The organism is Bacteroides mediterraneensis (genome assembly GCF_016900355.1).
Taxonomy (GTDB): Bacteria; Bacteroidota; Bacteroidia; order Bacteroidales; family Bacteroidaceae; genus Phocaeicola.
Genome location: NZ_JACJKA010000031.1, coordinates 1 through 25780, shown reverse-complemented (window position 1 = coordinate 25780; position 25780 = coordinate 1). Strand labels below are relative to the sequence as shown.

28 protein-coding genes are annotated in these 25780 nt (G+C 53.4%); 22 read left to right on the top strand and 6 right to left on the bottom strand.

Annotated elements, in window-relative coordinates; all coding sequences use genetic code 11:
- The first annotated feature begins 171 nt into the window (after positions 1-171).
- Together H6A28_RS13435 and H6A28_RS13430 are read left to right on the top strand one after the other, a co-directional pair.
- Positions 172-2481: a hybrid sensor histidine kinase/response regulator gene (locus H6A28_RS13435; protein WP_204440329.1), complete on the top strand. Its 2310-nt coding sequence runs from the start codon at positions 172-174 to the stop codon at positions 2479-2481.
- Positions 2471-3781, top strand: coding sequence for a sigma-54-dependent transcriptional regulator (locus tag H6A28_RS13430; RefSeq protein WP_204428960.1), 1311 nt, complete (start codon positions 2471-2473; stop codon positions 3779-3781). The genes H6A28_RS13435 and H6A28_RS13430 overlap by 11 nt, the downstream gene beginning before the upstream one ends.
- Here the strand turns inward: H6A28_RS13430 and H6A28_RS13425 are convergent.
- The 4 genes from H6A28_RS13425 to mobA form a co-directional block, all read right to left on the bottom strand.
- The gene (locus H6A28_RS13425; RefSeq protein WP_239465373.1) at positions 3750-4187 is read right to left on the bottom strand and encodes a hypothetical protein; all 438 of its coding nucleotides are present in this window, start codon (positions 4185-4187) and stop codon (positions 3750-3752) included. The genes H6A28_RS13430 and H6A28_RS13425 overlap by 32 nt on opposite strands.
- A 274-nt stretch (positions 4188-4461) precedes the next feature.
- On the bottom strand, positions 4462-6507 hold the full coding sequence (mobC, locus tag H6A28_RS13420; RefSeq protein ID WP_204428959.1) for a conjugal transfer protein MobC: 2046 nt from the start codon (positions 6505-6507) through the stop codon (positions 4462-4464).
- Between the two features lie 33 nt (positions 6508-6540).
- Entirely contained in the window at positions 6541-7794 is a 1254-nt protein-coding gene (gene mobB / locus H6A28_RS13415; RefSeq protein ID WP_204428958.1) for a conjugal transfer protein MobB, read from the bottom strand.
- Positions 7779-8201: a conjugal transfer protein MobA gene (gene mobA, locus H6A28_RS13410; protein WP_204428982.1), complete on the bottom strand. Its 423-nt coding sequence runs from the start codon at positions 8199-8201 to the stop codon at positions 7779-7781. The genes mobB and mobA overlap by 16 nt, the downstream gene beginning before the upstream one ends.
- Before the next feature lie 553 nt (positions 8202-8754).
- On the opposite strand from mobA, the gene H6A28_RS13405 reads away from it, so the two are divergent.
- The 4 genes from H6A28_RS13405 to H6A28_RS13390 all read left to right on the top strand — a co-directional run bounded on the left by H6A28_RS13405 (position 8755) and on the right by H6A28_RS13390 (position 11354).
- Complete coding sequence (locus H6A28_RS13405) at positions 8755-9117, top strand: DUF3408 domain-containing protein (protein ID WP_204428951.1); 363 nt, start codon at positions 8755-8757, stop codon at positions 9115-9117.
- Positions 9118-9487: 370 nt separating this feature from the next.
- Complete coding sequence (locus H6A28_RS13400) at positions 9488-10258, top strand: AAA family ATPase (protein ID WP_204428949.1); 771 nt, start codon at positions 9488-9490, stop codon at positions 10256-10258.
- A 14-nt stretch (positions 10259-10272) separates the two neighbouring features.
- On the top strand, positions 10273-10692 hold the full coding sequence (locus tag H6A28_RS13395) for a DUF3408 domain-containing protein (protein WP_204428947.1): 420 nt from the start codon (positions 10273-10275) through the stop codon (positions 10690-10692).
- Positions 10680-11354, top strand: coding sequence for a DUF4122 family protein (locus H6A28_RS13390; RefSeq protein WP_204428945.1), 675 nt, complete (start codon positions 10680-10682; stop codon positions 11352-11354). The genes H6A28_RS13395 and H6A28_RS13390 overlap by 13 nt, the downstream gene beginning before the upstream one ends.
- Before the next feature lie 82 nt (positions 11355-11436).
- On the opposite strand, the gene H6A28_RS13385 is transcribed toward H6A28_RS13390, so the two are convergent.
- Both H6A28_RS13385 and H6A28_RS13380 read right to left on the bottom strand, forming a co-directional pair.
- Positions 11437-12318, bottom strand: a complete 882-nt coding sequence (locus H6A28_RS13385; protein WP_204428937.1) for a DUF4435 domain-containing protein — start codon at positions 12316-12318, stop codon at positions 11437-11439.
- Positions 12315-13133 (bottom strand): AAA family ATPase, encoded by an 819-nt coding sequence (locus tag H6A28_RS13380; protein ID WP_204428936.1) that lies wholly within the window; start codon positions 13131-13133, stop codon positions 12315-12317. The genes H6A28_RS13385 and H6A28_RS13380 overlap by 4 nt, the downstream gene beginning before the upstream one ends.
- 448 nt (positions 13134-13581) lie before the next feature.
- On the opposite strand from H6A28_RS13380, the gene H6A28_RS13375 reads away from it, so the two are divergent.
- The 16 genes from H6A28_RS13375 (at position 13582) to H6A28_RS13300 (ending at position 25667) form a co-directional block, all read left to right on the top strand.
- A complete protein-coding gene (locus H6A28_RS13375; protein WP_013617142.1) occupies positions 13582-13878 on the top strand; it encodes a DUF4134 domain-containing protein in 297 nt (98 codons plus the stop codon).
- A 4-nt stretch (positions 13879-13882) separates the two neighbouring features.
- On the top strand, positions 13883-14203 hold the full coding sequence (locus H6A28_RS13370) for a DUF4133 domain-containing protein (protein ID WP_087248783.1): 321 nt from the start codon (positions 13883-13885) through the stop codon (positions 14201-14203).
- Entirely contained in the window at positions 14200-16713 is a 2514-nt protein-coding gene (locus H6A28_RS13365) for a TraG family conjugative transposon ATPase (protein WP_204428934.1), read from the top strand. The genes H6A28_RS13370 and H6A28_RS13365 overlap by 4 nt, the downstream gene beginning before the upstream one ends.
- Positions 16714-16727: 14 nt before the next feature.
- Positions 16728-17090 (top strand): DUF3876 domain-containing protein, encoded by a 363-nt coding sequence (locus tag H6A28_RS13360; RefSeq protein ID WP_204428933.1) that lies wholly within the window; start codon positions 16728-16730, stop codon positions 17088-17090.
- Positions 17087-17719: a DUF4141 domain-containing protein gene (locus H6A28_RS13355; RefSeq protein WP_204428932.1), complete on the top strand. Its 633-nt coding sequence runs from the start codon at positions 17087-17089 to the stop codon at positions 17717-17719. Before H6A28_RS13360 ends, H6A28_RS13355 begins: the two co-directional genes overlap by 4 nt.
- Positions 17720-17722: 3 nt before the next feature.
- Positions 17723-18736, top strand: a complete 1014-nt coding sequence (gene traJ, locus H6A28_RS13350; protein ID WP_204428931.1) for a conjugative transposon protein TraJ — start codon at positions 17723-17725, stop codon at positions 18734-18736.
- 17 nt (positions 18737-18753) lie between these two features.
- Positions 18754-19377, top strand: a complete 624-nt coding sequence (gene traK, locus H6A28_RS13345) for a conjugative transposon protein TraK (protein WP_087248791.1) — start codon at positions 18754-18756, stop codon at positions 19375-19377.
- Positions 19374-19712, top strand: coding sequence for a TraL conjugative transposon family protein (locus H6A28_RS13340; protein ID WP_204428926.1), 339 nt, complete (start codon positions 19374-19376; stop codon positions 19710-19712). Before traK ends, H6A28_RS13340 begins: the two co-directional genes overlap by 4 nt.
- A complete protein-coding gene (gene traM, locus H6A28_RS13335; RefSeq protein ID WP_204428925.1) occupies positions 19636-20925 on the top strand; it encodes a conjugative transposon protein TraM in 1290 nt (429 codons plus the stop codon). Before H6A28_RS13340 ends, traM begins: the two co-directional genes overlap by 77 nt.
- A 55-nt stretch (positions 20926-20980) precedes the next feature.
- Positions 20981-21895 (top strand): conjugative transposon protein TraN, encoded by a 915-nt coding sequence (gene traN, locus H6A28_RS13330; RefSeq protein ID WP_204428924.1) that lies wholly within the window; start codon positions 20981-20983, stop codon positions 21893-21895.
- On the top strand, positions 21892-22473 hold the full coding sequence (locus H6A28_RS13325; protein WP_204428922.1) for a conjugal transfer protein TraO: 582 nt from the start codon (positions 21892-21894) through the stop codon (positions 22471-22473). The genes traN and H6A28_RS13325 overlap by 4 nt, the downstream gene beginning before the upstream one ends.
- 31 nt (positions 22474-22504) lie before the next feature.
- On the top strand, positions 22505-23002 hold the full coding sequence (locus tag H6A28_RS13320; protein ID WP_204428921.1) for a DUF3872 domain-containing protein: 498 nt from the start codon (positions 22505-22507) through the stop codon (positions 23000-23002).
- The gene (locus H6A28_RS13315) at positions 22999-23307 is read left to right on the top strand and encodes a hypothetical protein (protein ID WP_204428920.1); all 309 of its coding nucleotides are present in this window, start codon (positions 22999-23001) and stop codon (positions 23305-23307) included. The genes H6A28_RS13320 and H6A28_RS13315 overlap by 4 nt, the downstream gene beginning before the upstream one ends.
- 5 nt (positions 23308-23312) lie before the next feature.
- Complete coding sequence (locus H6A28_RS13310) at positions 23313-23822, top strand: glycoside hydrolase family protein (RefSeq protein ID WP_204428919.1); 510 nt, start codon at positions 23313-23315, stop codon at positions 23820-23822.
- Positions 23823-23885: 63 nt separating this feature from the next.
- The gene (locus H6A28_RS13305) at positions 23886-24767 is read left to right on the top strand and encodes a toprim domain-containing protein (RefSeq protein ID WP_204428918.1); all 882 of its coding nucleotides are present in this window, start codon (positions 23886-23888) and stop codon (positions 24765-24767) included.
- A gap of 108 nt (positions 24768-24875) precedes the next feature.
- On the top strand, positions 24876-25667 hold the full coding sequence (locus H6A28_RS13300) for a hypothetical protein (protein WP_204428917.1): 792 nt from the start codon (positions 24876-24878) through the stop codon (positions 25665-25667).
- Positions 25668-25780: the final 113 nt, after the last annotated feature.

The following is a 25780-nucleotide window of genomic DNA, read 5'->3' as shown; positions in this document are numbered from 1 at the left end:
ACGCAAAGCCCAAGAAAAATATTACTAATTGCATCAAAAGCATTTTTTGAACCGATATAAATCGTATCTTTGCACATTTTTACCAATATAACTAAGCCCTTATTTAACAAGGGACTAAACCCCTATTGAGGGAAAAGTGACTAATTAATTTTAAACTTTGATATTAGAAGAATGAAATTGGGAGAAGCACCCCTGCAATTAAAAATACTCTTTGGCTATTTGATATTGATGGCGGTCATCGGCAGTATGGCCGCTATTTTATTGTATGAACGCCAACGAATGCGTGAAATTGAAGCGGAGACCCGTGAAATCCGAACCGTGCGTCGAGAAATAAACCTGGCCCACCGCTACATAACCGAACTTGCCACATACGGCGAATCAGTCATAGCCTGGGAAAATCCGGACTACGACCGGTATCACCAAAAACGATTGTCAGCAGACAGTATCCTGTACACCATGAAGCAGAAATACAATGACTTCATTCACCCTGACCAGATAGAAACCTTGCGTAAGTTACTGGAAGATAAGGAAACGCATCTGCTACATATCATGGAAGCTATAAAAAGACAAAAAGAAACAGACAGTTTTCTGGTCACCCATCTGCCGGAAGCAGCCAAACGAGCCACCCAGATACGAACCGTATTACGTAAGAAGAGCGGATTTGCCGGAAAAGTACTTGGCAAAAAAGAGAAGATATACATAGTCCCGTCCACCCGAGAACTTCAAGCACTGAATGACAGTCTGAAGACTATGTATGAAGAACAAATGCAAGAAATGGATACATACGTGGACAGCTTACGGATGCAAAACAAAGAACTAAACCGAAAACTGCATGCCGTCATCGCCTCGTTGGACGTACAAGCCCAAAACGGATTTACCAGCCGGGAAACAAAAATAGAGAAAGCACAGGCCATGTCTTACCGGCTGTTTGCCTTTGTAATTAGCACCGCCATTCTGCTGTTGTTGGTTTCTTTTCTTATCATACGACAGGATATCCGTAAGGAAAACCGCATCAGAAAACGCCTGAAACAAACCATCCAGGAGAATGAAGAATTGTTGGACATGCGCAAAAAAATCATCCTTACCGTATCGCATGACATACGGGGCCCCATCGGCAACATCAACAATTGCGCAGAACTGGCATCGGATACCCGTGAAAGGAAAAAACGTGAAACTTATCTGGAAAACATCCGCCACTCATGCCGCCATATCCTGCGGTTAGTGAATGACCTGATGGACGTGTATAAAATCAATGAAGCCAAAGACACAAAAAACGAAATACCTTTCCAGCTAGACCGGTTCCTCGAACGGATTTCACAAGAATATACCCACAAAGCCAACAGCAAAGGACTAATATTCGAAGCAGAACACCGTCAGGCAAATGTTACAGTAAAAGGCGATGCCGACAAACTGGAACAAGTGATTGACAACCTCCTGGGAAACGCCATCAAATTCACCCCAACGGGGAGCGTCACTTTCCGGTCATCTTATCAGGACGGGCGACTGCATATTGATGTGGCAGATACCGGAATAGGCATGGACCAGGAAACACTGGAACGTATTTTCCGCCCCTTTGAACGAGCTGCACAGGATGTGAATTCTGAAGGGTTCGGATTGGGGCTGTTCATCACCAAAGGACTGCTGGGAGTACTCGGAGGCACTATCCGTACAGAAAGCCAATGCGGGAAGGGAACCGTTTTCCACCTGTCACTTCCTTTGCCAGAAACAACAGAAGGAAGCGAACCGGAAGAGATACAGGTACAGGAAGTCGGAGTGCTTCCCCGAAACGTACTCGTAGTGGATGACGATGCCATCCTGCTGAAAATAGCGGAAGACATGTTCGGACGGAACGGCGTGAGATGCACTTCCTGCTCCAATGTACAAGAAGCGGTCAAGGCACTCCGTCAAACGGATTACGACCTGGTACTGACAGACATACAAATGCCCGGAACAGATGGATTCGGTCTGCTGAAGCTATTGCGGAACTCCAATATCGGATGCTCCCGCACAGTACCGGTCGCAGCCATGACGGCACGCGGAGACGGACATACAGGCATTTATGAAGAAGCCGGCTTTTGCGGTTGCCTTCACAAACCGTTTTCCATGAAAGGGCTGATGGCATTTGCTGCATCCGTAACGATACCAAACAGCTTATTTGACTATGAGCGATTGCTGGAACATACGGATGACCGGAAACAAATGTTCCGCATTATCGTAGAAGAGTCCCGGAAAGACTTGTGCGAATTGGAAGGAGCCTTGCCGGATGCCAACCGGGGAACCATGCGCCAGGTTGTACACCGCATGCTTCCGGTATGGGAAATGCTGGGTGCAGACCACATTTTGTTGGGATACAGACAAGCCCTGCATAATGAAAAAAACGATGACGAAACCGTCAGGGAACATACCAGCAAAGTAATCTGCGCCATCAAGAAGCTGATAGAAGAATGCGAACAAAAAAAGAGACATTGCAATGAAAAATAAGATATTACTGGTAGAGGATAACCTGATTCTTTCCAACATGATACAGAAATGGCTGTTGAAGGCCGGTTATGAGGTGCTGACAGCCTCTGAAGAACCCACCGCACGCAGGCTGATGAAGAAACACGAAATAGCCTTGGTGCTGTCTGATGTCCGACTGCCGGAAGGCAACGGCATCAGCTTGCTGGAATGGAGCGTGCAACAAAATTTGAACATGCCTTTTGTCGTGATGACCGGTTATGCCTCCATTTCCGATGCCGTACATGCAATAAAACTGGGTGCCAAAGACTATCTGCCCAAACCGGTGTATGAGGATGCCCTTTTAGGGCTGCTGCATGAACACCTGAACCTACCTGTCAGTCGGGAAAGAAACATCCCGTTATTGGAACGGTACAGTCCGGCCGCCAGACAAGTTGACCAATTGGCCCGCCGCGTGGCTACTTCGGATCTCCCCGTCATGATACTTGGAGCAAACGGATGCGGAAAAGAGTCCGTAGCACAATCCATACACCGTCATAGCCGGAGGAAAGACAAACCTTTTGTGGCAATCAACTGCGGGTGCTTGCCCAAAGACCTCATAGCATCGGAACTTTTCGGACACGTCCAGGGAGCCTTTACCGGTGCCGTGAAAGACAAAGAAGGCTGCTTTGCTGTTGCCTATGGAGGTACGCTTTTCTTGGATGAAATCGGGAATATGTCCCATGAAATGCAGGTGGCGTTGCTCCGTGCACTTCAAGAAAAGACTTACAGCCCAGTCGGCAGCCAGAAAGTCTGTCCGACAAACGTACGCATACTGTCAGCCACCAATGAAGATATGGAGAAGGCCATACGGGAAGGACGCTTCCGTGAAGACCTGTATCACCGGCTTGCCGGCGTGGAAATCCATTGTCCGGCATTGACTGAATGCCCTGAAGACATACTGCCTTTGGCTGAACATTTCCGTGAACTGTATTCAAAAGAAATAAAAGCGGAAACTTGCGGTTTTACAGAAGAAGCCCAAGCCGCCTTATTATCCCATACCTGGTCAGGCAATGTACGTGAACTTGAAAACAGGGTGAAACGTGCCGTACTGTTTGCTGACAATCCGCTGATAACTGCTGTAAATCTGGGGCTTGACTGTACCACCCGGCCTGCGAAGAACCATATCTGCCGGATACAGGCAAGGCACAATGAAAAAGAGCGGATATTGTATGTACTTAAAGAAAACGGAGGAAACATCACCCATGCAGCCGAACAATTGAAAATCAGCCGACAGACGCTGCACAAGAAAATCAACCAATACGGCCTGGGCAGCAAGGAATGACCCGCCTATACACAAGGCGGCAGATTCCGTTGAAGAATCTTTTAAAGGAATGAAGTTTCCACCGACATGCTTGGAATCCCTTTATGGCAGACACGCCTTTGCTGTAAGATAACGGAAGCAAGTAAATCACGACTTCATCAACCAGATTGTAGAGAAACAATCCACGAGCATATTCGGCACTTTCCGCATCGGACACTTCTGCCAGATAGACATACGATGTATTGTTGTCGGTTATGTTCATGAGGTCTATCATCCCATAATACGGGTATATACAGATTTCTGCCTTTTCCTGCCAGTACGGCATACCATGCCTTCCGTTCTCCTTTACCCATGACATCAGCATTTCATCGCTTTGCGGAAGGAAACCGTCAAGGGTCATTGCCATCACTATCTGAATTTTTGCCATACCTCGGTTCTTATGCAAGAAAAGCATGTACCCATGCCGTTCTAAACCGAGGCTCTGGCAAAGCCCAAAACGAAAACGCGCATGGGCCATGCTATAGGCATAGCATAAGCCACACGCAATCCGTCTTCGTTTTTGAAATTTTGCCAGATTTCGGTTTAAGACATCTTGCGACTTATGTATATCTTCGGCGGAAAGCATCCCGCAATCTGCCGACATTGTTATTTTCAGACCTCAAATATAGCTATATTTTTCTACATACAAATCCAAATTCAAACTATTTCTTTACATCTTCATCATCTTCCCCATCTTCGCCATTGTTCAATCCCAAGCGCTTACACAGTTCCGGATCTGCCTTGATACGTTCCATCTCCTCATTGACAATCGCCTGCGCGTCCGCCTTGATGCGGTCGTAGTTGCGCTGGATCTGCTGAAGCATGATGTCGTTGCCGTCCCTGTCCCTGAAAGCATTGATGACAGGTATCTTTTTGTACGCTTTCTCCTCGGCACTGACCCTGGCATGGTCCACCACAATCTCGGCGTGGAAAATTTTCTGGTCAATCTTCTCGCCGAAGTTGTCCGACACCGAACCGACAAAGGTACCCTGCGATAGATTGGCAATCTTCGATGCCGGAATGAGCGAATCGAGCTGGGTATTGATGGACGTGGACACATCCTGCCGGTTGATGGAAACGGACTGCCGCTGCTGGAGCACCTTGCCGAAGCGCTCGGAAAGCGTCTTTGCCGTTTCTCCCACCACCTGGCCGCTGAAAATGTTGCCTACCGTATTCTGGATGACCTTGGACTCTTTTTCACCATAGTCCCGGTTGAGCTGGCTGAAATCCTGGAAGCCCAACAGGACAGCCACCTTGTTGCTTCGGGCGGTGGCTATCAGGTTGTCCAGCCCGCGGAAGTAGATGGTGGGAAGCTCGTCGATGATGACCGTGCTCTTCAACTGCCCCTTCTTGTTGATAAGCTTGACGATGCGGGAATTGTACAGTCCCAGGGCTGCGGAATAGATGTTCTGGCGGTCTGGATTGTTGCCCACACAGAGAATCTTGGGTTCCTGCGGATTGTTGATGTCCAGCGAAAAATCGTTGCCCGTCATCACCCAGTAAAGCTGCGGGGAAATCATACGGGTCAGGGGAATTTTCGCACTGGCTATCTGGCCCTGGAGCTGGTCCTGCGCCCCGCCTTTCCAGGCATCCATGAAGGGGGAAAGGTAGTTCTCCAACTCCGGATAGGAAGTCAGGATGGTAAACAGGTCGGAATACGGCTTGTTCAACAGTTCGACGGCATGAGGGAACGTGCAATAGATGCCGCCCTTGAAAATTTTGAGATACCAGATAATGGCTGCAAGAAGGATAATCGGAGACTCCACGAAGAAGTCGCCCTGTTTTTCAATCCAGGTGCGGTTCAAGTTGAGCATAATCGTGTAGCTTGCCTCGTACGCATCGGAAATGTCCGTCATGAACTCCGGATTGATGGGATTGCAGCGGTGAGAGCGTCGCGGGTCGTCAAAGTTGATAACGTAGAATTTGGGAGTGACCTTGTACTTGTCCGTGTTGTGCAGCAACGTGTTGTAGGCGATGGTGGAGAGGTCGTCGAACTTGTAGTCGTACAGGTAGCAACTGAAACCCTTGGAAATCATCTGGCGGATATAACTGTTGACCACTGCATAGGACTTTCCCGATCCCGGCGTGCCCAGCACGATGGAAGCCCGGAAGGGGTTGACCACATTGATCCACCCGTCGTGCATCCTGCCCCCGTAACGGAAGCGCGTAGGCAGGTTGACGGAATACTCGTTCACCATCAGCCGGGTCTCCTGCATGAAGCTCTCGTTCTCGATGTTGAAGCGGTCCTCCATCAGCCGGTGCCGGAACAGACGGCTCATCCACAAGCCCGCCTTCAACAGGCAGAGATAGCCGACAGCGAGGGTAAATACATACAAAGCCGTGACCGCCCCGTGAGGGAGGGAGAGGTCCAGCAGCCACCAGTTGAGAAAGAACAGCACCGTCCCGGCGAAGAGTGCCGTACCAATTCCTTTCCAGGTAATCTTTTCCCCTTTGACACCTATTGTACCCAGGCAGGATATGGCCAGCAGCAGGACTACCGCCAGCTTGCTCCAAAGAATACAGTTGAAAATTCCCGTGGTACGGTTGAAGTTCAACAATATCCTGTCCACCACCTCCAGCGTCAAGTTCCAGTGGTGAAAACTCGGATAACAGTACACATAGACATGTACCACCCCCAAAAAAATGCTCACAGCCCTGCCGAAATCCATGATTTTGGCAAGCGCCCTCAAATCGTCTTCCTGTTGCATAGAATTAAAAAATTATTCGTTGTTCCTATACGGTCAAATACCGCGTGACCTGCGCTTCTGCTGTTTTTTCTTGCGTTTCATACGGCGGCGGAAAGCCTCCTCCTCGTAATCGACCGCCGGATTCTGTTCCATGGAGAGGATGCCGGCCGCTTGTTCCAGCACACTGCCCTGTTCCGGACGGCGGCTGCGCCAAAGTTCGGCAGAGGAATCCGTCCGCGCAGGAGCCGGAATACCTTCCCACCAGCGGAAAAGTTCGTTGAACACGTTAGCCGAGAACTCCCTGCCCATGCGCGAGCCGTTGAACACCTCGCGGCGGTCACGGTCAATGAAGGTTACGCCGTATATCCGGCCGGACGCGTTCTCGCGAAACACTACCCCGATATGCTGCCTGTCCAGCATCCTGACCAGCTCCTCCCGTGAGCGGGCGTTGCGCATGGCTTCCGCCACCTGCCGCTGTATGGACGGTGCCCACCTGCCTTCCCTGAAGTCCTTCGCATGCACCAGCATCCTCCTGTCCAGCCCTTCCTTCCCGAACCGTTTGCCGAATCGGGAACTCTTGAATGGCGGGCTGACTACCTTCCCGTTGTCGTCCGTTGCCGCATACACGATGCCGGTATAGGACCTGCCGCCGTATTCGCCCCGTACCTGCTTCGCTTCAATATTGAGCGTGGACAGTAGCGCGCTGTATTCGCCGAAGGTCTGGAAACGGTAGCTTTCCAGCACGGCTTTCAGCGTGTTGCCTACCTGGTGGCGCACGTCACCTGACGAAGCATCCACTTTCTTCAGTTCCGTTCCCCACTCACGCTCCTGTACTTCCGCACTGTTGCGCAGACCGAATTCCTGTTCCAGTTCACGGCAGGCCGTCATGGACCGGCGGTGTTCATAAGCATCACTGATTTTCCGTCCTTCATCGTCCACGCATACGCTGACGATGTGGATGTGCGGATTGTGCGTGTCGCCGTGCCTGAACACGATGTAAGGCTGGCTGCCATAGCCCATCTTTTCCATGTACTTTGCCGCCAATTCTTCCAGTTGTCCGCCCGTCAGTGTATCTTCCGGTGCCGGACTGAGGGCGATGTGCAGGACCGGCTTTTCGGTACGCCGGTTCACCAACAGGTGGTTCTCGAAAGAAAGCAATGCCAGCCGCATGTCCTCACCCGGCTGGTCCGGACGGTCGGATATGATGCGGTTGCCTGAAAGGACCTGTGCCGTACCTGCCGCCACCTTGTTGAAGTTGTAGGCAAGCGCCCCATAGAGGCTTGTCCCGTGACTTATCTTTGCGACCATTTCCGCTGGTATTCTTCGGTGAGCGCCATCACTTTCCTGCACACGAGTATCAGTTCCAGGTTGGACTTCTCCAGCCGGTAGAGCAAAGCCATCGCCCGCTTTTCCCCGAAGTTGTTGCGGATGGAACGTACCACCTGATTGTAGTTGTTGCCCACCGCCTGAAACTGCCTGTAGAACTCGGTCAGCCGGACGTAATAGTCCATGCCGGCCTTGTCCACCTTCATCACTTTGAGCGTGCCTCCAAAGATGGCCTTCTTGATGAAAAGCGTACGGTCCCTGGCTCCCGATTCCGCCAACAGTCTGTCGAACTTCGCCTTCTCCGCCGCATTCAGGCGGAAGCTGTATTTGTAGTCCGCCGGATCGTTTTTGGGCTTCCTCCCTGTTCTTGTCCTTGTGTCTTTACCCATATATATTTTCCTTATTTTCGACTTTGGAGAAAAACGCCCGCTCCGGGCGGGCCGGAGGTCTTTGTCGGGCAGAAGCATTTCTGTCGGACAAAGACACAACTTGCTCTGTTCGTTTGAACAGAGAATCCGCCTTCGCCGGATTGCCGTGCGACGCTTGCGGAGCGTGGCAGACCGATGAAGCGCATTTCCCTCTTCCGTCATGGTTTACGGTGCAAAATTAGTCCCTTTCAACGGGCTGTCAAACAGTCGTTTACCTGACACGTAATGACATCTGACGCCGTATCATGCCAAACTGTTTCACCGGCATCCCATGTGACGGAAATACTTCCTACTTTTGACGTGACGCAAGAGGGCATGCAGTGCTACGCATCCGTCCATGTACTGCCATACAGACCGCCATACGCAAGATATGGCAAGGATGTCTTGCTTCCAACATTGCATGGATGCCGTGTATGAGGCAATGCCGGACGGGATGCACTGCCATACAGAACGCATTGCTCTCGTGCTATGAGAGTGAACCGGAAAATGAATATTCACCTAAATTCAAGAAGTTATGAGAAAGAAGAAAAGCCTGTTTGAAAGCCTGTGCCGGAAAAAGGAAAGCGGCGGCACCATCCTGGTAGAGAAAATAACACTCGGCGCCGTCCCGGATGACCGGGAAGGAAACGCAGCCGAAGACCTGCGGATGCAGGAAACCTATGAAGACCTCTTTCTGAACCGCAACGAAACCGTACACCGCAAGCAGACTTACATCAGTTGTGAAACCTACTCCCTGCTTGCCCGCATATTGCCCATGGTCAAGGAAGGGATGACCGTGCCCGCCTTTCTGGACAATGTGCTGACCCATCACCTGAAGACCTACGGGGAGGAACTGGAAGAACTGTTTCACCGCAAGCTGGATGATGTAAAGTTCTGACCGCAGCCTTGCAACAGGTATCGTGACATGGTACGGCCACCGTTGCATCACTTGCCGTGACACAGTACATACAGGGATGCAACAGGTATGACGGTGCATCGGATATGTCAATGCCTTGTGACCTGTAACGCCCTGCATTGCCTCCTGCAAGTATGGCCCTGATGCATTCCATATTATATTGCATGGATGCATTGGTGACAATCCTGCCATGTGTTCTTTGATACCGTACACTTTGGCGTATATACAGCACCTTATCGTATATGCTGCATTGTAGCAACGGGCGCAGTGTATGCGGCAAGGCACTGGTGCAAGGCATTCCGTATGGCAATCCTTATCTGCAAGAACAACCAATCAACCCAAAGAAAATACAATGGAAAAGAAGAAAGAACCTTTGTTCGTTGCCTTGAGCAACCAGAAAGGAGGCGTCGGCAAGTCCACGCTGACGATACTCCTTGCCAGCTATTTCCATTACCGGAAAGGCAGAAACGTGCTGGTCGTGGACTGCGACTATCCGCAGCACAGCATCCGCGACATCCGGGAATGGGACATCAAGACAGTGGAAAAGAACGAAAAGCTTCAGGGAAAGCTGCTGGAACAGTTTGAGGGAAGCGAGCGGAAAGCCTATACCGTGCTGACCTCCACCCCCGAAGACGCCAAGCAGACCGCCTACGAATTCCTGGACCGCTCGGGAACCGCCTATGACCTTGTGCTGACGGACCTGCCCGGAACGGTGAATGCCGCAGGCGTGTTCCGTTCCCTGGTGAACATGGACTATCTGTTCGTACCGGTGACACAGAACCGGATGGTCATGCAGAGCAGCATGAACTTCGTGCTTGCCATCCGGGAACTGCTTTCCCGCAATGACAGTTTCCCGCTGAAGGACATCCGCCTGTTCTGGAACTGCATGGACCGCCGGGTGTCCAAGGAACTTTACCGCGCCTATACGGAAATCTTCCGCCATCTGAAGCTGAAGACGCTGGAAACCGTATTGCCGAAGGCGGAACGCTTCAACCGGGGCATCTGCACGGATGGCCAGGTATTCCGCAGCACGCTGTTTCCTCCTTCGCCTTTCCTGCTGAAAGGAAGCCACATCGACCTGCTTGCCGACGAACTGGAAACGATACTCGGACTTACTGACTAAAAATACAGCATACTATGGCAAACAGAAACCGTAAAATATACGATGTGGACGAGGATGTCCTCAAACGGGTAGTGGCGGGAGATACGGCCGCCCTTGAAGAAATGACGGACGACGGAGCATCCTCTTCGCCTAAAAGGAAGGACGCAAAAGACGGGGAAAAGGAAATGGAACCCCTTCACGGGGCACCACCGGAACAGGAAGCGTACCGGAAACGCTTTCTTGCGGAACGTCTCAAAGGCACCCGGCGGCAGACCTACATCCACGATGCGCTGTACCGCGCCATCGCGGGTGTACTGCCGGTAATCGCACCGGACCTGTCGGTGCCCGCTTTCGTGAACAACGTGCTTTCAGACCACCTGAAGCAGTATGAAGAAATTATCAATGAGATTTATAATGAAAAAGCCACTCAAAAACCTATACAATGGAAGAAGTAATCTATCTGTCGGTACGGACGGCTTGTGCCGCCTATATCTTATATAAAATATGGCAAACAAAAAGCCAAGTCAAAAGAATCTGTGATGCGCTGTATCCCGTTTCCTCATCCTCCCAAACGGGGAAAAAAGAAACACCGGCTCCGGAACCGCCTCCGGAAGCGGATGTGATGGGTGGTACTCAGTCCGTCTATTTAGATGAGAACACGGGCGAAACGGGAGCCCCTTTCCTGAGCCTGCCGCTGGAGAAGGATTTTATCGGCGAAGAAACGGAAATGCCGGATGAGGACGTGGAATGCACGCTGGACCTGGAACGGATGCGCCTGTTGCAGGAAGAACAGGAAGAACTGGATGCCATGAATATACCCACGGAAGCCGTGTCGCAACCGCTGACACAGGCGGACCTGGTGAACATGGCCGACGTGCTGTTCAACCGGAACCGGGCCAGAGAAAACGAGGAACAATCGTCCCGTGCCGCCCTTACACTGCATGCAATACGTGAAACGGAAATGTTCGCGGTCATTGAGGCACAGGTGGAAAACAAGGAGGTCATCGAGGAACTGATGGGAAGGTATCTGGATGAAGAGGGGAATCCGAAGCCGGTCAGGAACAGCACTCCTCCTAAAAATGAATCCGGAAAGGATTGGAAAACACTGATAGCGTAAATAAAGAATCAAAAGACAATGGCCGGTGCAGCCGCTTCATACCTGTTATAAGGGGCTGTGCCGGGCGTTGTTATTTTTCCTGTCACAAAGGCAGTTCCTGCAATTTCCCGATATCTGTCCTGATGCGGGTAATTTCATCGTATTGTCCAAAAGCCAGGGCCGACCTCATGACATTCTGTTCAAAATCTACCCCGGTATTTTCACACAGTTTTTTCCCGATGGACACCAGTGCATTGTAGAGGTCATGGCCGCGGACATACAGGTATGCATTCGTTTCCCGCAGTCCCAAAGCCTCATAGCGGACTCTTTCCGTTTCAAGGTCGAACCCGTATTGCGCAGCCACGTCCACCGTTTCAGCAGCCAGATTTTCTTGCATGCGCTTCAGGAAAGCCGCGCCGTTGTCCAGTTCATCCCCTTGCCGGTATTGAAACGCGACACACCGATGAAAGTCACCCCGTTTGAAACGGGGATGGTTCTCCCTTTCCTGATGCAGCATCAGCAGGAAAGGCTCGTACACGATCCGGGAATATCCTTCCAGAAAAGAGCGGAAGTCAAACTGTTTTCTCCCTTCCACTTCATCAAAGGCCTGCTGCAGTTTGTCGGCAAACGCACAATGGTTTTCCCAAGAATAGGCATAGGTCTGCAGGATACCCTTTTCCGCCTGCAGGTCCTCACCGGAAAGATAACGGAGGTCGCTGTCTATGCAGATGAAGAACCGTCGGGAAAGGAAGTCCTTGTATTTCAAGCATTGCGTGCATCCGGTAGTGGGAGAACCTTTCTCATTGGTCGTTGCCCGCATGAACTTGTAATGTCCCGTACGGTATTGGGAAAGGCACTGTTGCCAGAACCAGATGTCATCCGTGTCTTCCACATGAACCACGGCATCTACGTTGTAGAGCCTGGCGGATGCCGCCAGCCCTTTGGCCGCTTTGGCATAAAAGTCACGCTTGTCCGCTTCCGTCATGGCCGCTCCAAATCTTGAATGAACACAATCTTGTCCTCCCAGCCATTGGCAAAGATGTTCGGGGAGTGGGTGGTCAGTATCACCTGGCAATACGGATTCAACTGCCGTATCCATTCGATCAGACGATCCTGCCAGCTGATGTGCAGGGAGATTTCCGGCTCGTCCATCAACAATACATTCGGTTTCTCTTCCTGAAGGAAAACGGTGGTCAGAATCAGCAGCATCTGCTTTTCACCGGAAGACAGCTGGTCCAGTTGGATTTTTCTACCAGAGTTATCACCAGTTGATGCATTGCCCGCCAAATGCTTTCCTTCTGTTTCCCGGATTGAAAAAACAAGTGTGTTATTTTGCGGGTCTATCGTAATCTCTTTGCCTGTTTCCTTAAACAAGGTATTGACCAATTTGAAAAAAGTGTCGATCCGTTTCTGAATCATATCCGCTTTCTCCGGATAGTTCAACATCTTCATCCGATAATCGAAAAACGAAGTGCCTTCCCCGTTCTGGTTGATGACATGTTTGAGTTCCTGAAGCAACATGCTTTCCGTCTTTTTCTTCGCATTGGCAGGCACATCAAATGAACGGATGTATGTGACCGGACTGTCGATGGCTGTGCCACTAACGGATTCGGCAATCCCTTTCTTTATTTTCTGTCCGGTATAGTAATCCGACATCAGGTTGAGCAGGGTGGTCTTTCCGCAGCCGTTGATGCCGACAAGGATATTCACATCATCGTGTATGCCTTCCCATTGCAGGTCAAGCCTTCCCCACATCCTCCGTACCTGAAACCAGCCTATATATTTGCCTTTATTTTCCATACAAATTCATTTTTGAAATACAAAACTATTAAAATTCAGGCAAATGCACAACTTCTGTCCGGCAAAATTGCTGAAACTGCGTTGTTTTCAACCCGTTCCATTGCTTATGGCATTATTTTTCGGATAGAGAACAGACAGCCCTTAAACAAAAAGTTCCGCCCTGGTACGCTGGTCTGCGGGAAGCGTGGCGGATTCTAGCGATGCAAAGGTATGCTTTTTATCTTACACTGCAAAACCCTGGATTGGAAATCCGAACGGGACATTTATAATGTTGCATGTAGCATGGCTTCTGATACCTGAAAACAAAGCATCAAGGATGCTGAATCATGTTTAGAACTGACATCTGAAGACATCTGCCGCCATGTGGTGAAACACCTGTACCATGCTGCATTCTCCACCTCTATATTTGCACCGAAATCAATTGTGTAACCCCAAAAACGATTCAAGCATGAGAAAAAGAATCCTTTTTACCGCATTGAGCGTGTTAGTGACAGCAGGGGCTTTCGCCCAGGGCGAGGGACTTGCAGGCATCAACGAGGCCACCAGCCTCATGACCAGCTATTTTGACCCGGCGACGAAGCTGTGTTATGCCATCGGCGCCGTGCTCGGCCTGGTGGGAGGCATCAAGACCTACGGAAAGTTCTCCAGCGGAGACCCCGACACGTCGAAGACCGCCGCGAGCTGGTTCTTCGCCTGTATCTTCCTGATTGTGGCCGCCACCATCCTGCGTTCCTTCTTCCTCTGAGCCTATGGAGTACGACGTGAACAAGGGCGTGGGAAAACAGGTGGAGTTCAAGGGGCTTACCTCCATGTACCTCTTCATCCTGGCGGGCGGACTCGCCGCCGTGCTGCTGGCGGTGGTCGTCCTTTACCTCGCCGGTGCGGGGCAATGGACCTGCATCCTGGGCGGCATCTTCGCCGGCAGCCTGCTGGCCTGGGGCGTGTTCCGGCTGAACGCGCGGTTCGGCGAACACGGGCTGATGAAGATGCTGGCGGAAAAGCGCCACCCGCGCTACCTGATCCGGCGCAGAAAGATATTCCGGATGTTGAACCCTGAAAGAAAGCCATGAGAAACATACTGAAAGCCGAGACACTGGAACGGAAATTCCCCCTGCTTGCCGTGGAGCACGGCTGCATCGTGTCGAAGGACGCGGACCTGACGGTCGCCTTCGAGGTGACGCTGCCCGAGGTGTACACCGTGGCGGCGGGGGAATACGAAGCCATCCACTCCGTGTGGGTGAAGGCCATCCGGGTGCTGCCCGACTATTCCATCGTGTGCAAGCAGGACTGGTTCACGGAAGAGAGCTACCGGCCGGACTGGGAAGGCAGGGAGATGAGCTTCCTGGCCCGGAGCTATGAACGCCACTTCAACGAGCGTCCCTACCTGAACCACCGCTGTTACCTCTACGTGACCAAGACCGTGCGGGAACGGAGCCGCCGGAACAGCGACTTCAGCACCCTGTGCCGGGGGCATATCCTGCCCAAGGAAGTGACGGACAAGGAGGCCGCCTCCCGTTTCATGGAGGCGGTGGAACAGTTCGAACGGATTGTCAACGACTCGGGGCATGTGTGCCTGCGCCGCCTGCCGCCGGAAGAAATCACGGGCACGGAAGAGCGTCCGGGGCTGGTGGAACGCTACCTGTCCCTTTCTCCGGAAGGCGGGCAAACGGTGCTGGAAGACATCTGCCTGGAGCCGGACCGGATGCGCATCGGAGACAAGCGGCTGTGCCTGCACACCCTCTCCGCGGCGGACGACCTCCCCGGCAAGGTGGGCACCGACATGCGCTACGGGCGGATGTCCACGGACCGCAGCGACTGCCGCCTCTCGTTCGCCGCCCCCGTAGGACTGCTGCTCCCCTGCAACCACATCTATTCGCAGTATGTCTTCATCGACGACGCGCGGACAGTGTTGCAGGACATGGAGAAGACCGCCCGGAACATGCTCTCCCTCTCCCGATACAGCCGCAGTAACGCAGTAAACCGGGAATGGGTGGAAATGTACCTGGACGAGGCCCACACGAAAGGCGTGCTGCCCGTGCGCTGCCACTGCAACGTGCTTGCCTGGGCGGAAGACGGGGAAAGCCTGCGGCGTGTCAAGAACGATACGGGAAGCCAGCTGGCCATGATGGAATGCACGCCCCGCCACAACACGGTTGACGTGCCGGTGCTGTACTGGGCGGGCATCCCCGGCAATGCGGGTGACTTTCCTGCCGAGGAAAGTTTCCACACCTTCCTGGAGCAGGCGGTATGCCTGTTTACGGAAGAGACGAACTACCGCAGTTCGCTCAGCCCGTTCGGCATCCGTATGGCGGACCGCCAGAGCGGGGTACCCGTACACGTGGACCTCAGCGACGAACCGATGAGGCGGGGCATCATCACCAACCGCAACAAGTTCGTGCTCGGCCCGTCCGGAAGCGGGAAATCGTTCTTCACCAACCACCTGGTGAGGCAGTATTACGAACAGAACACCCATATCCTGCTGGTGGATATCGGGAACAGCTACCAGGGGCTGTGCAGACTGATCAACCGCCGCACGAAGGGCGAGGACGGCATCTACCTGACCTATGAGGAAGACAACCCGATCGCCTTCAACCCCTTCTATACCGATTCCGGGGAGTTCGACGTGGAGAAGCGCGAAAGCATCAAGACGCTGATACTGACCCTCTGGAAACGGGAGGACGAGGCGCCGAGCCGTTCGGAGGAAGTCGCCCTGTCCGGCGCGGTGAACGCCTATATCCGGAAAATCACGCAGGACCGGAGCCTGAGACCGGACTTCAACGGTTTCTACGAGTTCGTACGCGACGATTACCGCCGGATGATGGAAGAGAAGAAGGTGCGTGAAAAGGACTTCGACATCGACGGTTTCCTGAACGTGCTGGAACCCTTCTACCGGGGAGGCGACTATGACTTCCTGCTGAATTCCGGCCGGAAGCTGGACCTCACGAACAAACGGTTCATTGTCTTCGAGCTGGACAACATCTCCTCGAACAAGGTGCTGCTGCCGGTGGTGACGCTGATCATCATGGAAACCTTCATCGGCAAGATGCGCAAGCTGAAAGGCGTCCGGAAAATGATACTGATCGAGGAATGCTGGAAGGCCCTGATGTCGGCGAACATGAGTGAATATGTAAAATATTTGTTCAAGACCGTCCGGAAATACTTTGGGGAAGCGGTAGTGGTCACCCAGGAAGTGGACGACATCATCTCCTCGCCCATTGTGAAAGAGGCCATCATCAACAACAGCGACTGCAAGATTCTGCTTGACCAGCGGAAATACATGAACAAGTTCGACCAGATACAGAAACTGCTCGGGCTGACGGACAAGGAAAAGGGACAGATCCTCTCCATCAACCAGGCGAACCGCCCGGGGAACACCTACCGCGAGGTATGGATCGGGCTGGGAGGTACCCGTTCTGCCGTGTACGCCACGGAGGTGAGCGAAGAAGAGTACCTGGTGTACACGACGGAGGAATCCGAGAAACTGGAACTGCAACGGCTGGCGGACGGGCTGGACGGCGACCTGGAACTTGCCGTGCGCCGCCTTGCCGGAAAAAGACGCGACGAAAAGAAACAACCCTAAAAACAGAAACAATCATGAAAAAGAACAGACAACTGCTGAAGCTGGCCGCCTGCCTCATGGGTGCGGCAGCCCTGATGCTGCAAGGATGTGCGGACATCAAGGGGCCGGAAACGGAAAAGCTGTGCGGGCCGTGGACAAGCGTGGAGGGGAAACCCGACGTGCTGGTTTACCGGGAAGGGGATTCCTACAAGGTGACGGTGTTCGCCCGCAGCGGGAAGACACGCCGCCTGAGGCCGCAGACCTACCTGCTGGTGGAAGAGGACGGGAACCTCTTCATCAATACCGGATACCGCATTGACGTGGCCTACAACGAGGCTGCCGACGTGCTGACCTTCTCCCCGGGAGGCGACTATGTGCGGAAGGAGGTACAGCCATGAGAGCGGGAAAAATCCTGGCATTCGGCCTGGCGGCAGCGCTCGGCACGTCCGCCGCACAGGCGCAATGGGTGGTGAGCGACCCCGGGAACCTCGCGCAAAGCATCATCAACATGTCGGACAACATCGCCCACACCTCGAAGACGGCCGTGAACACGGCGGAGAGCTTTGCTGAAACCGTGAAGATCTACGAACAGGCCAAACGCTACTACGATGCGCTGAAAAGCGTGAACAACCTGGTGCGTGACGCCCGCAAGGTACAGGAAATCATCCTGATGACCGGTGAGGTGTCGGACATCTACGTGACGAACTTCGGGAAGATGATGGACGATGAGAACTTCTCCCCGGAGGAACTGGACGCCATCGCCTTCGGATACACGAAGCTGCTGGAAGAGAGCAACGGCGTGCTGCAGGACCTGAAACAGGTGATCAACGTGAGCACGCTCTCCATGACGGACAAGGACCGCATGGACGTGGTGGACGGATGCTACCGCAGCATGCGGCGCTACCGGAACCTGGTGAGCTATTATACGAACCGCAACATCGCCGTCAGCTTCCTGCGTGCCCGGAAGAAGAACGACCTGGACCGCGTGATGCGGCTCTACGGGAAAGCTGACGCCAAATACTGGTAGCCCATGACGTTGCTTTCAATAGACTTCACCAACCTGCACACCGTGCTGGAAAGCCTCTATGAAGAGATGATGCCCCTGTGCGGCGACATGCTCGCCGTGTCGAAAGGGCTTGCCGGGCTGGGCGCCCTGTTCTATGTGGCCGTCCGCGTATGGCAGTCGCTGGCGCGGGCCGAACCGATAGACGTGTACCCGCTGCTGCGCCCCTTCGCCGTCGGCATCTGCATCCTGCTGTTCCCGACGCTGGTGCTGGGCACGCTGAACAACACGCTGGGGCTCATCGTGCAGGGGACGCACTCCATGCTGGAAACACAGACGATGGACATGGAGGAATACCGGAAGCAGAAGGACGAACTGGAACGGGAAGCCATGCTGCGCAACCCCGAAACCGCCTACCTGGTCAGCGACGAGGAATTTGACCGGCAGCTGGACGAGCTGGGATGGTCTGTCGGGGACGCCGCCACACGGATGGGCATGTACATGGAAGTGGGGATGTACAACCTCGAAAAGAACATCCGGGACGCATTCCGCAGCCTGTTGGAACTGCTGTTCGCCGCCGCCTCGCTGCTGATAGACACGGTGAGGACGTTCTTCCTCGTGGTGCTCTCCATCCTCGGCCCCGTGGCCTTCGCCTTCTCCGTGTGGGACGGGTTCCAGTCCACGCTCGCCCAATGGTTCACCCGGTACATATCCGTCTATCTCTGGCTGCCCGTAAGCGACCTGTTCAGCTGCATGCTCGCCAAGATACAGGTGCTGATGCTCCAGAATGACATTCTGGAACTGCAAAACAACCCCGACTATTCGGTGGACAACTCCAATGCCGTGTACATCATCTTCATGCTGATAGGCATCATCGGTTACTTCACCGTGCCGACCGTGGCGGGATGGATCGTGCAGGCAGGCGGAGGAGGGAACTACAACCGCAACATCAACCGCAGCGCCGTGAAAGGCGGCGGGCTGGCCGCAGGAGCCGCAGGCTCCGCGCTCGGCAACGTCGGAGGCAGGCTGCGGGGAAAATAACCCAAGAAAAACAGATTATGGAATTCAAGTCATTGACCAACATTGAAACGGGCTTCCGCCGCATCCGCCTGATGCTGGCCGTGTTTGTCGGCTGCTGCACGCTCGTCACCGGCTATGCCCTGTGGAGCTCGTTCCGTTTCGCCGAAAAGCAGCGGGAAAAGATCTATGTGCTGGACGGCGGGAAGTCGCTGATGCTCGCCCTTTCTCAGGACCTCTCCCAGAACCGTCCCGCAGAGGCCAGGGAGCATGTACGGCGCTTCCACGAGCTTTTCTTCGGTCTCTCGCCGCAGAAGGACGCCATCGAGCACAACATCAACCGTGCCCTGCAGCTCGCCGACCGGAGCGCCTACCGGTACTATACGGACTTTGCCGAGAAAGGCTACTACAACCGCCTGATATCGGGCAACGTGAACCAGGTGCTCCAGGTGGACAGCGTGTCGTGCGACTTCTCCGTGTACCCTTACCGGGTGAAGACCTACGCACGCCAGCTGATTATCCGCGAGAGCAACGTGACGGAACGCTCGCTGGTGACCGGATGCGAGCTGCAGAACACCTCACGCTCGGACGCGAACCCCAACGGGTTCATCATCGAGCACCTGGTGATACTGGAAAACAGGGACCTCAGAAGCGCGGAACGATGAACAGGCGGAAAAACTTCTGGAAACGGGCGGACATCCGGCTGCGGATGTCCTGCCGGAAGCTGACGGAAAGGCAACGGGCCGCCGTACTGCTGACCCTGTTCCTGCCTTTTCTTGCCGGGTGCGTCTACACCATAGGCACTGCCCTGCAGGGATTCGGGAAAAGGGACGGTCCCGGGCCGGAGGTGGAGCACATCCGCCCCATCGGCATCACATACGGAACAAAAAGTATGAACGAAAAAGAACAAGCGGAAAACAGACATGAAAATGAACATCGGAAAACTCAGGACGCTGCTGAAACTGCCTCCGCCCAAGGAAGGCGGCAAGCCGCTGACTGAAGAACAGAAACGGAAGCGGGCCGGATACATCGTCTATCCCGTCCTGGTACTCCTCTGCGCCGGATGCGTCTGGCTGGCCCTGTCCCCTTCGGAAAAGGAACAGGCAAAGGCCGGGCAGAGCAATGGCTTCAACACAGAAATTCCCCTGCCGGAAGACTCCCGGATGCAGGAGAGCAAGGTGGCCGCCTACGAACATGAGGAAATGGAGAAAAAAGAACAGGAACGCAGGAGCACCTACCGGGAGATGGCCTCGCTGCTGGACCGGAAACAGGCAGACACGGTGCGGTTGCCCGACCTGCCTCCGGAAAAGCCCCGGAAAACGGCCGGGCAGGAAACCGCCCGCTCGCCGTCCGCCGCCTACCGCGACATGAACCGCACTTTGAACAACTTCTATGAGCCGGCCTACGACAGGGAGAAGGAGGAACTGCGGAAACGCGTGGCGGAACTGGAACGGCGGCAGGCACAGCCGGAAGCTTCTCCGGAATACTCGATGGAAGAGAAACTGGCGCTGATGGAGAAATCCTACGAACTGGCCGCCCGCTACAACGGAGGGCAGACGGCACAGGTCCGTCCGGCAACGGAAAGGCGTAAGGCGGAGGCCAGGCCGGTGACGGCTGTCCGGCACCAGGTGGTATCCTCCCTTCCTCGTCCGTCAGACGACATGGAGCGAGCTGCGGCCTTTGCCGGGGAAAGGAACACGGGGTTCCACACGCCGGTCGGAAAGACGCTCGCTTCGGCCAGGAATACCATCGCCGCCTGCGTGCACGGTACCCAGACCGTGGCGGACGGGCAGACACTCCGCATCCGCCTGCTGGAACCGATGGCGGTGGACGACCGGCTCATCCCGAAAGGGACGGTGCTGACCGGAGGCACACGGATGCAGGGGGAACGCCTGGACATCCTCATCTCTACCGTGGAGCATGACGGGTCGGTCATCCCCGTGGAACTGGAAGTGTATGATGCCGACGGGCAGCAGGGCATAGCGGTGCCGAACTCGATGGAATACGATGCCCTGCGCGAGATAGCCGCCAACATGGGAGGCTCGATGAACAGCAGCATCAACATCTCGACGGATGCCGGGGCGCAGATCGCCTCCGACCTGGGGAAAGGCGTGATACGGGGCGTGTCGCAATACGTCACCCAAAAGATGCAACGCGTGAAAGTGACGCTGAAAGCCGGACACCGGGTGCTGCTGTACCCGCCCGGACAATAATGAAGAAGAACCAAAGGACATGGGACAAACGATTATTCACCAAACAAGCAGACTTATGAAGAAAATCCTGATTCTGACTGTCGCCCTGTTGGGCATGAACGCCGCGCAGGCACAGCAAAGCAGCGGCGACTGGTTTGAAGGGCTGAGCCGCAAGATCGGATTCAGCCAGATGATTCCCCCGCACGGGCTGGAAATCACGTACGACAAAACGGTGCACGTCATCTTTCCTTCACCGGTAAGGTATGTGGACCTGGGGTCCACGGACCTGATAGCGGGAAAGGCGGACGGCGCGGAGAACGTGATCCGCGTGAAGGCCACCACGAAGAACTTCCGGCAGGAAACGAACATGAGCGTGATTACGGAAGACGGAAATTTTTACAGCTTCAATGTGAAGTACGCGGACGAGCCCCTGCTGCTGAACGTGGAGATGTGCGACTTCATCCATGACGGGGAAACGGTGAACCGCCCGAACAACGCGATGGAAATCTACCTGACGGAACTGGACAACGAGTCGCCCCGCCTGGTGCGCCTGATCATGAAGTCCGTGTATGAACGCGACAAGCGCCGCATCCGCCACATCGGGTGCAAGCGTTTCGGGGTACAGTTCCTCCTGAAAGGGCTGTACAGCCACGGCGGGCTGCTCTATTTCCACACGCAGATAAAGAACACTTCGCACGTGCCCTTCGATGTGGACTTCGTGACCTTCAAGATAGCGGACAAGAAGCTGGTGAAGCGTACCGCCATGCAGGAACAGGTGGTCTATCCGCTGCGGGCCTACAACTACGTGACCCGTGTGGACGGGAAGAAGTCCGAATGCACGGTGTTCGCCCTGCCGAAATTCACGATACCCGACGGGAAGAAACTGGTCGTGGAAATGTACGAGAAACAAGGCGGGCGTCACCAGACCTTCGAGCTGGAGAATGAAGACCTGGTACAGGCCGAGACCATCAATGAACTGCGTGTGCGATGAAGGGGAAGGTATTGTTTATAACCCTGCTTCTGTCCGTCCTTCTGGCAGGACGGGCGGAAGCCCAGCGGTGCCTGCCGGGCATGAAAGGCATACAGGTATCAGCGGAGATGGCGGACGGATTCTATTCGCAGAGGAACCGGAAGGATGCCGGCTATGCCTTCTCGCTTGCCCTGTTCACCTATGACAAAGGGGGTCACAAGTGGGTGTACGGCATCGGGATGATGAAACGGCATTATCCCTACCGGAAAACCCGGATTCCGCTTGCACAATATACGGGGGAAGCGGGATACTGCTACAATTTCCTGTCCACGCCGGGCAAGACGGTGTTCCTGAACGCCGGACTGTCGGGCCTGCTGGGGTATGAGCGCGTAAACGGCGGGAAACGGATGCTGGAAGACGGGGCCGTCCTGCAGGAAAGCGAATCCTTCATTTATGGAGGTTTCGTGACCCTCGAAGCGGAAGCCTACCTGAGCGACTGCACCGTACTGGCTTTCCAGTTACGGGAACGCATCCTGTGGGGCAGCGCGGCCGGACATTTCCATACCCAATATGGAATCGCCCTCAAATACATATTCTGAACCTTACTGAAAACAAGAAACAATGATGAAAATGATGAAAAAGACATTTGACCGGATGAAAGCCGCCTGCTGCCTGGCAGCGGCGGTATGTTGCCTGGCTTCCTGTGACGAAGGGCCGGAGGTGCAGCAGGAATACCCGTTCACCGTGGAAGCCCTGCCGGTAACGGATGAACTCGTGGAAGGGGAAACGGCGGAAATCCGCCTGGAAATCATTCCCGAAGGGGAATTCGACGGCACCGTCTACACGCTGAGGTATTTCCAGCCCGACGGAGAAGGCATCCTCCAACTGGCGGACGGCACGGCACTGAAACCCAACGACCGCTATCTGCTGGAAGACCTGAAATTCAGGCTGTACTACACTTCGGAAAGCAGCGATGAGGCACAGGCCATCGACCTCTATTTTGAAAACAACTGGGGAGCCGTCTGCCAGCTCAGCTTCAGTTTCAATGCGGAGGACAGCAATCCGGAAGAAAGCGTGACGGAGCCTGTCGGAACAGGAACGGAAAACGGAGAGGAGGGCACGGAATGAACATCCTGCTGTATGCCGACATACCCGGATTGCCGGAGTATGTCCTGCTGACCCGGAAGGCGGTGACCGTGCCTGCCATCGGCGACCGGCTCCGCATAAACGCGGACCGGCTTGCCTGCAAGTTTTCCCGGCAAGTGCTGGAAGAAACGCCCGCCTGCCATTGCTTTGAACGCAACGAAAGGACAGAAAGCATGAGTGTGGGGGATTTCCTGAAGGAGTGTGAACTGACGGTGAGCAGACGGGAATGGAGTTATGATGGCGGCACGCCCTGCTGCACGCTGGATGTGGAGGTGGTGGAATGGTAAACAGGATGAGAAAATCCATACCCGCCCTTTGCCTGCTGGGGCTGTTCCCCTGCCTGCTGGCGGCGCAGGACATGGAGGGACTGAAACGGCTGCCTCCATTTGAACGCGCCATCCGACTGGTCATGCGGTACGAAGGCTGGCACGGGCCGGACAAGGCACCGTACATCGCTTACGGGCACCGCATCCTCCCGGGTGAACAGCTGTCCTACGGGATGAGCCGTGAGGAAGGAGAAGCGTTGCTAAGGAAAGACCTGCTGGAACGGTGCGCCCTCTTCCGGCGCTTCGGGACGGACAGCCTCCTGCTGGCTGTGCTGGCTTATCAGGTCGGCCATAACCGGCTCCTGGGATACGGAAAGATGCCCAAAAGCAGGCTGATACGGAAGTTGGAGCGAGGGGAGCGGGACATCGAACGGGAGTACCTGTCGTTCCGGTGCTGGAAAGGCCGGGTCATCCCTTCCATCGAAAGGCGGCGCCGGATGGAACTGGCACTGCTGTATGAACCCAGACTTCGGTAGTTTGAATCCTCCGGAAAAGTTTCCGGGGGATTTTTCATTCCATAACGGTTAACTTAAATCCTTATGAACATACAGACAACCAAACAGATACGCATTGAAGACTATTTGCACACGCTGGGACATTTCCCGGTGCGGCAATGCGGGGCGAACTTGTGGTACCGTTCGCCGCTGCGGGAAGAAACGGACGCATCGTTCAAGGTAAACACGGCCCTTAATAAATGGTTCGATTTCGGCATCGGAAAAGGCGGCGACTTGATTGCCCTCGCCTCCGAACTGTACGGGTCAAAAGATGTGTCTTACCTGTTGCGGCAGATAGAACGTCAGACACCTCACATCTGTCCCGTGGCCTGTCCCTTCCCCAAACGGGAAAAACCGAAACCGGCCTTTCAGGAGGTGGAAGTGAAGGAACTGGCATCGCCGGCCTTGTACCGCTATCTGAAAGAAAGGGGTATTGATGCGGGAACAGCCCGCAGGGAATGCCGGGAAATCCGTTACGGGCTGGGCGGGAAACGCTATTTCGCGGTCGGATTCCCCAACATGAACGGCGGGTATGAGATACGGAACCGGTATTTCAAGGCCTGCATTTCCCCGAAAGCCGTGTCGTATATCCGGGAACCGGAAGGGAAAAGGCCGGTGTGCTGCCTCTTTGAGGGGTTTATGGATTACCTGTCGTTCCTGACATTACAGAAGAAAGGCATCGAAGGCTTTCAGCCGGGCTGTGACCATATCGTACTGAACTCTGTAGCCAACCTGACGAAGGCTGTGGCGCTTTTGGACGGTTACAAGGAAATCCGCTGTTTTCTGGATAATGACCGTGCCGGGAGAAACGCTGTGGATGAACTCAGAAAATGTATCGGCGAGCGAATTTTTGACCAATCCCACTTATATGCAGGGTATAAAGACCTGAATGATTATATTTTATCGTGTTTTTGTATTTTGCCATAATCGCATTAAAAAAATGTTCAATTTATCATTTAGACAAAAAAATTGCGTAACTTTGTTATTAATGTGTGAATGATTATGATCTTGTAAATAATTTAAAATGTTTATATTATGCCAGATTACTTAGAACAGATTAACCAACAGGAGTTACAGAATAGATTACAAAACAATCTTCCTTTTAAAGGAGTGATTACTTTTGATAATCAAAGGCACGCTGCAGTAGAAATAGTACCTATGAGGACTCAAGATGTCATTAGAGACCAAATTGGTAGTTATGGACTCGTTTCTTTTGCAGATTCAATGCCGCTATGGGTTGAGAACCCTGCTTTAATTGATAAAGAAGAAGCAAAAACATATTTGTGGCATGGATATACTGCAAATTCCATTTCAACGATAGGAACAATGGCCAGTTTGGTTGAATTATCAAATATGAAGGCTACAGCTCGATTTTATAAGTCAGGTCAATTTTCTCCTAAAATTTATAGTAATGGATGGAAAGGAGGTAGTCGTGCTCGAATCAGAACATATAAAATAACTTCTCTGGCCAAAAATTTCGGCAGAAAATTGTTAGTGCTTGGTGTCGTTATTGATTATGCAGGAGCAGCAGATGGGCAAATTTCTTATGAGAAAGCTGCAGTAAACTCTCTTGTATCTGTAGCATCAGCTTTTATTGGAGGCTGGATAGGCTTAGCTGTAGGTCTGATTTATTGGGGATTAGATTCTTTAGGAGCCTTTGATAGACCAAATATCTCTATCAATCCGGACAGTCATAATGCAATCACACAACCTTCAGATAATTTGCGAGTAGTTATTCCGGCATTACCTGTAAAACAGCAAATTATTAAACGCAGTTATACACCAAAACAGACATATATCAGACCATTCCCTGCTAAAAGATATTGAATATTATGCTAAAAGAGATTTCTTATTGGACATATTTTTTCCTTTTGAAACGGAAATATTTGAAAGATGGCGGACATAAATCTGATTCTGTCATGTTTATATCAGTCTGTTTA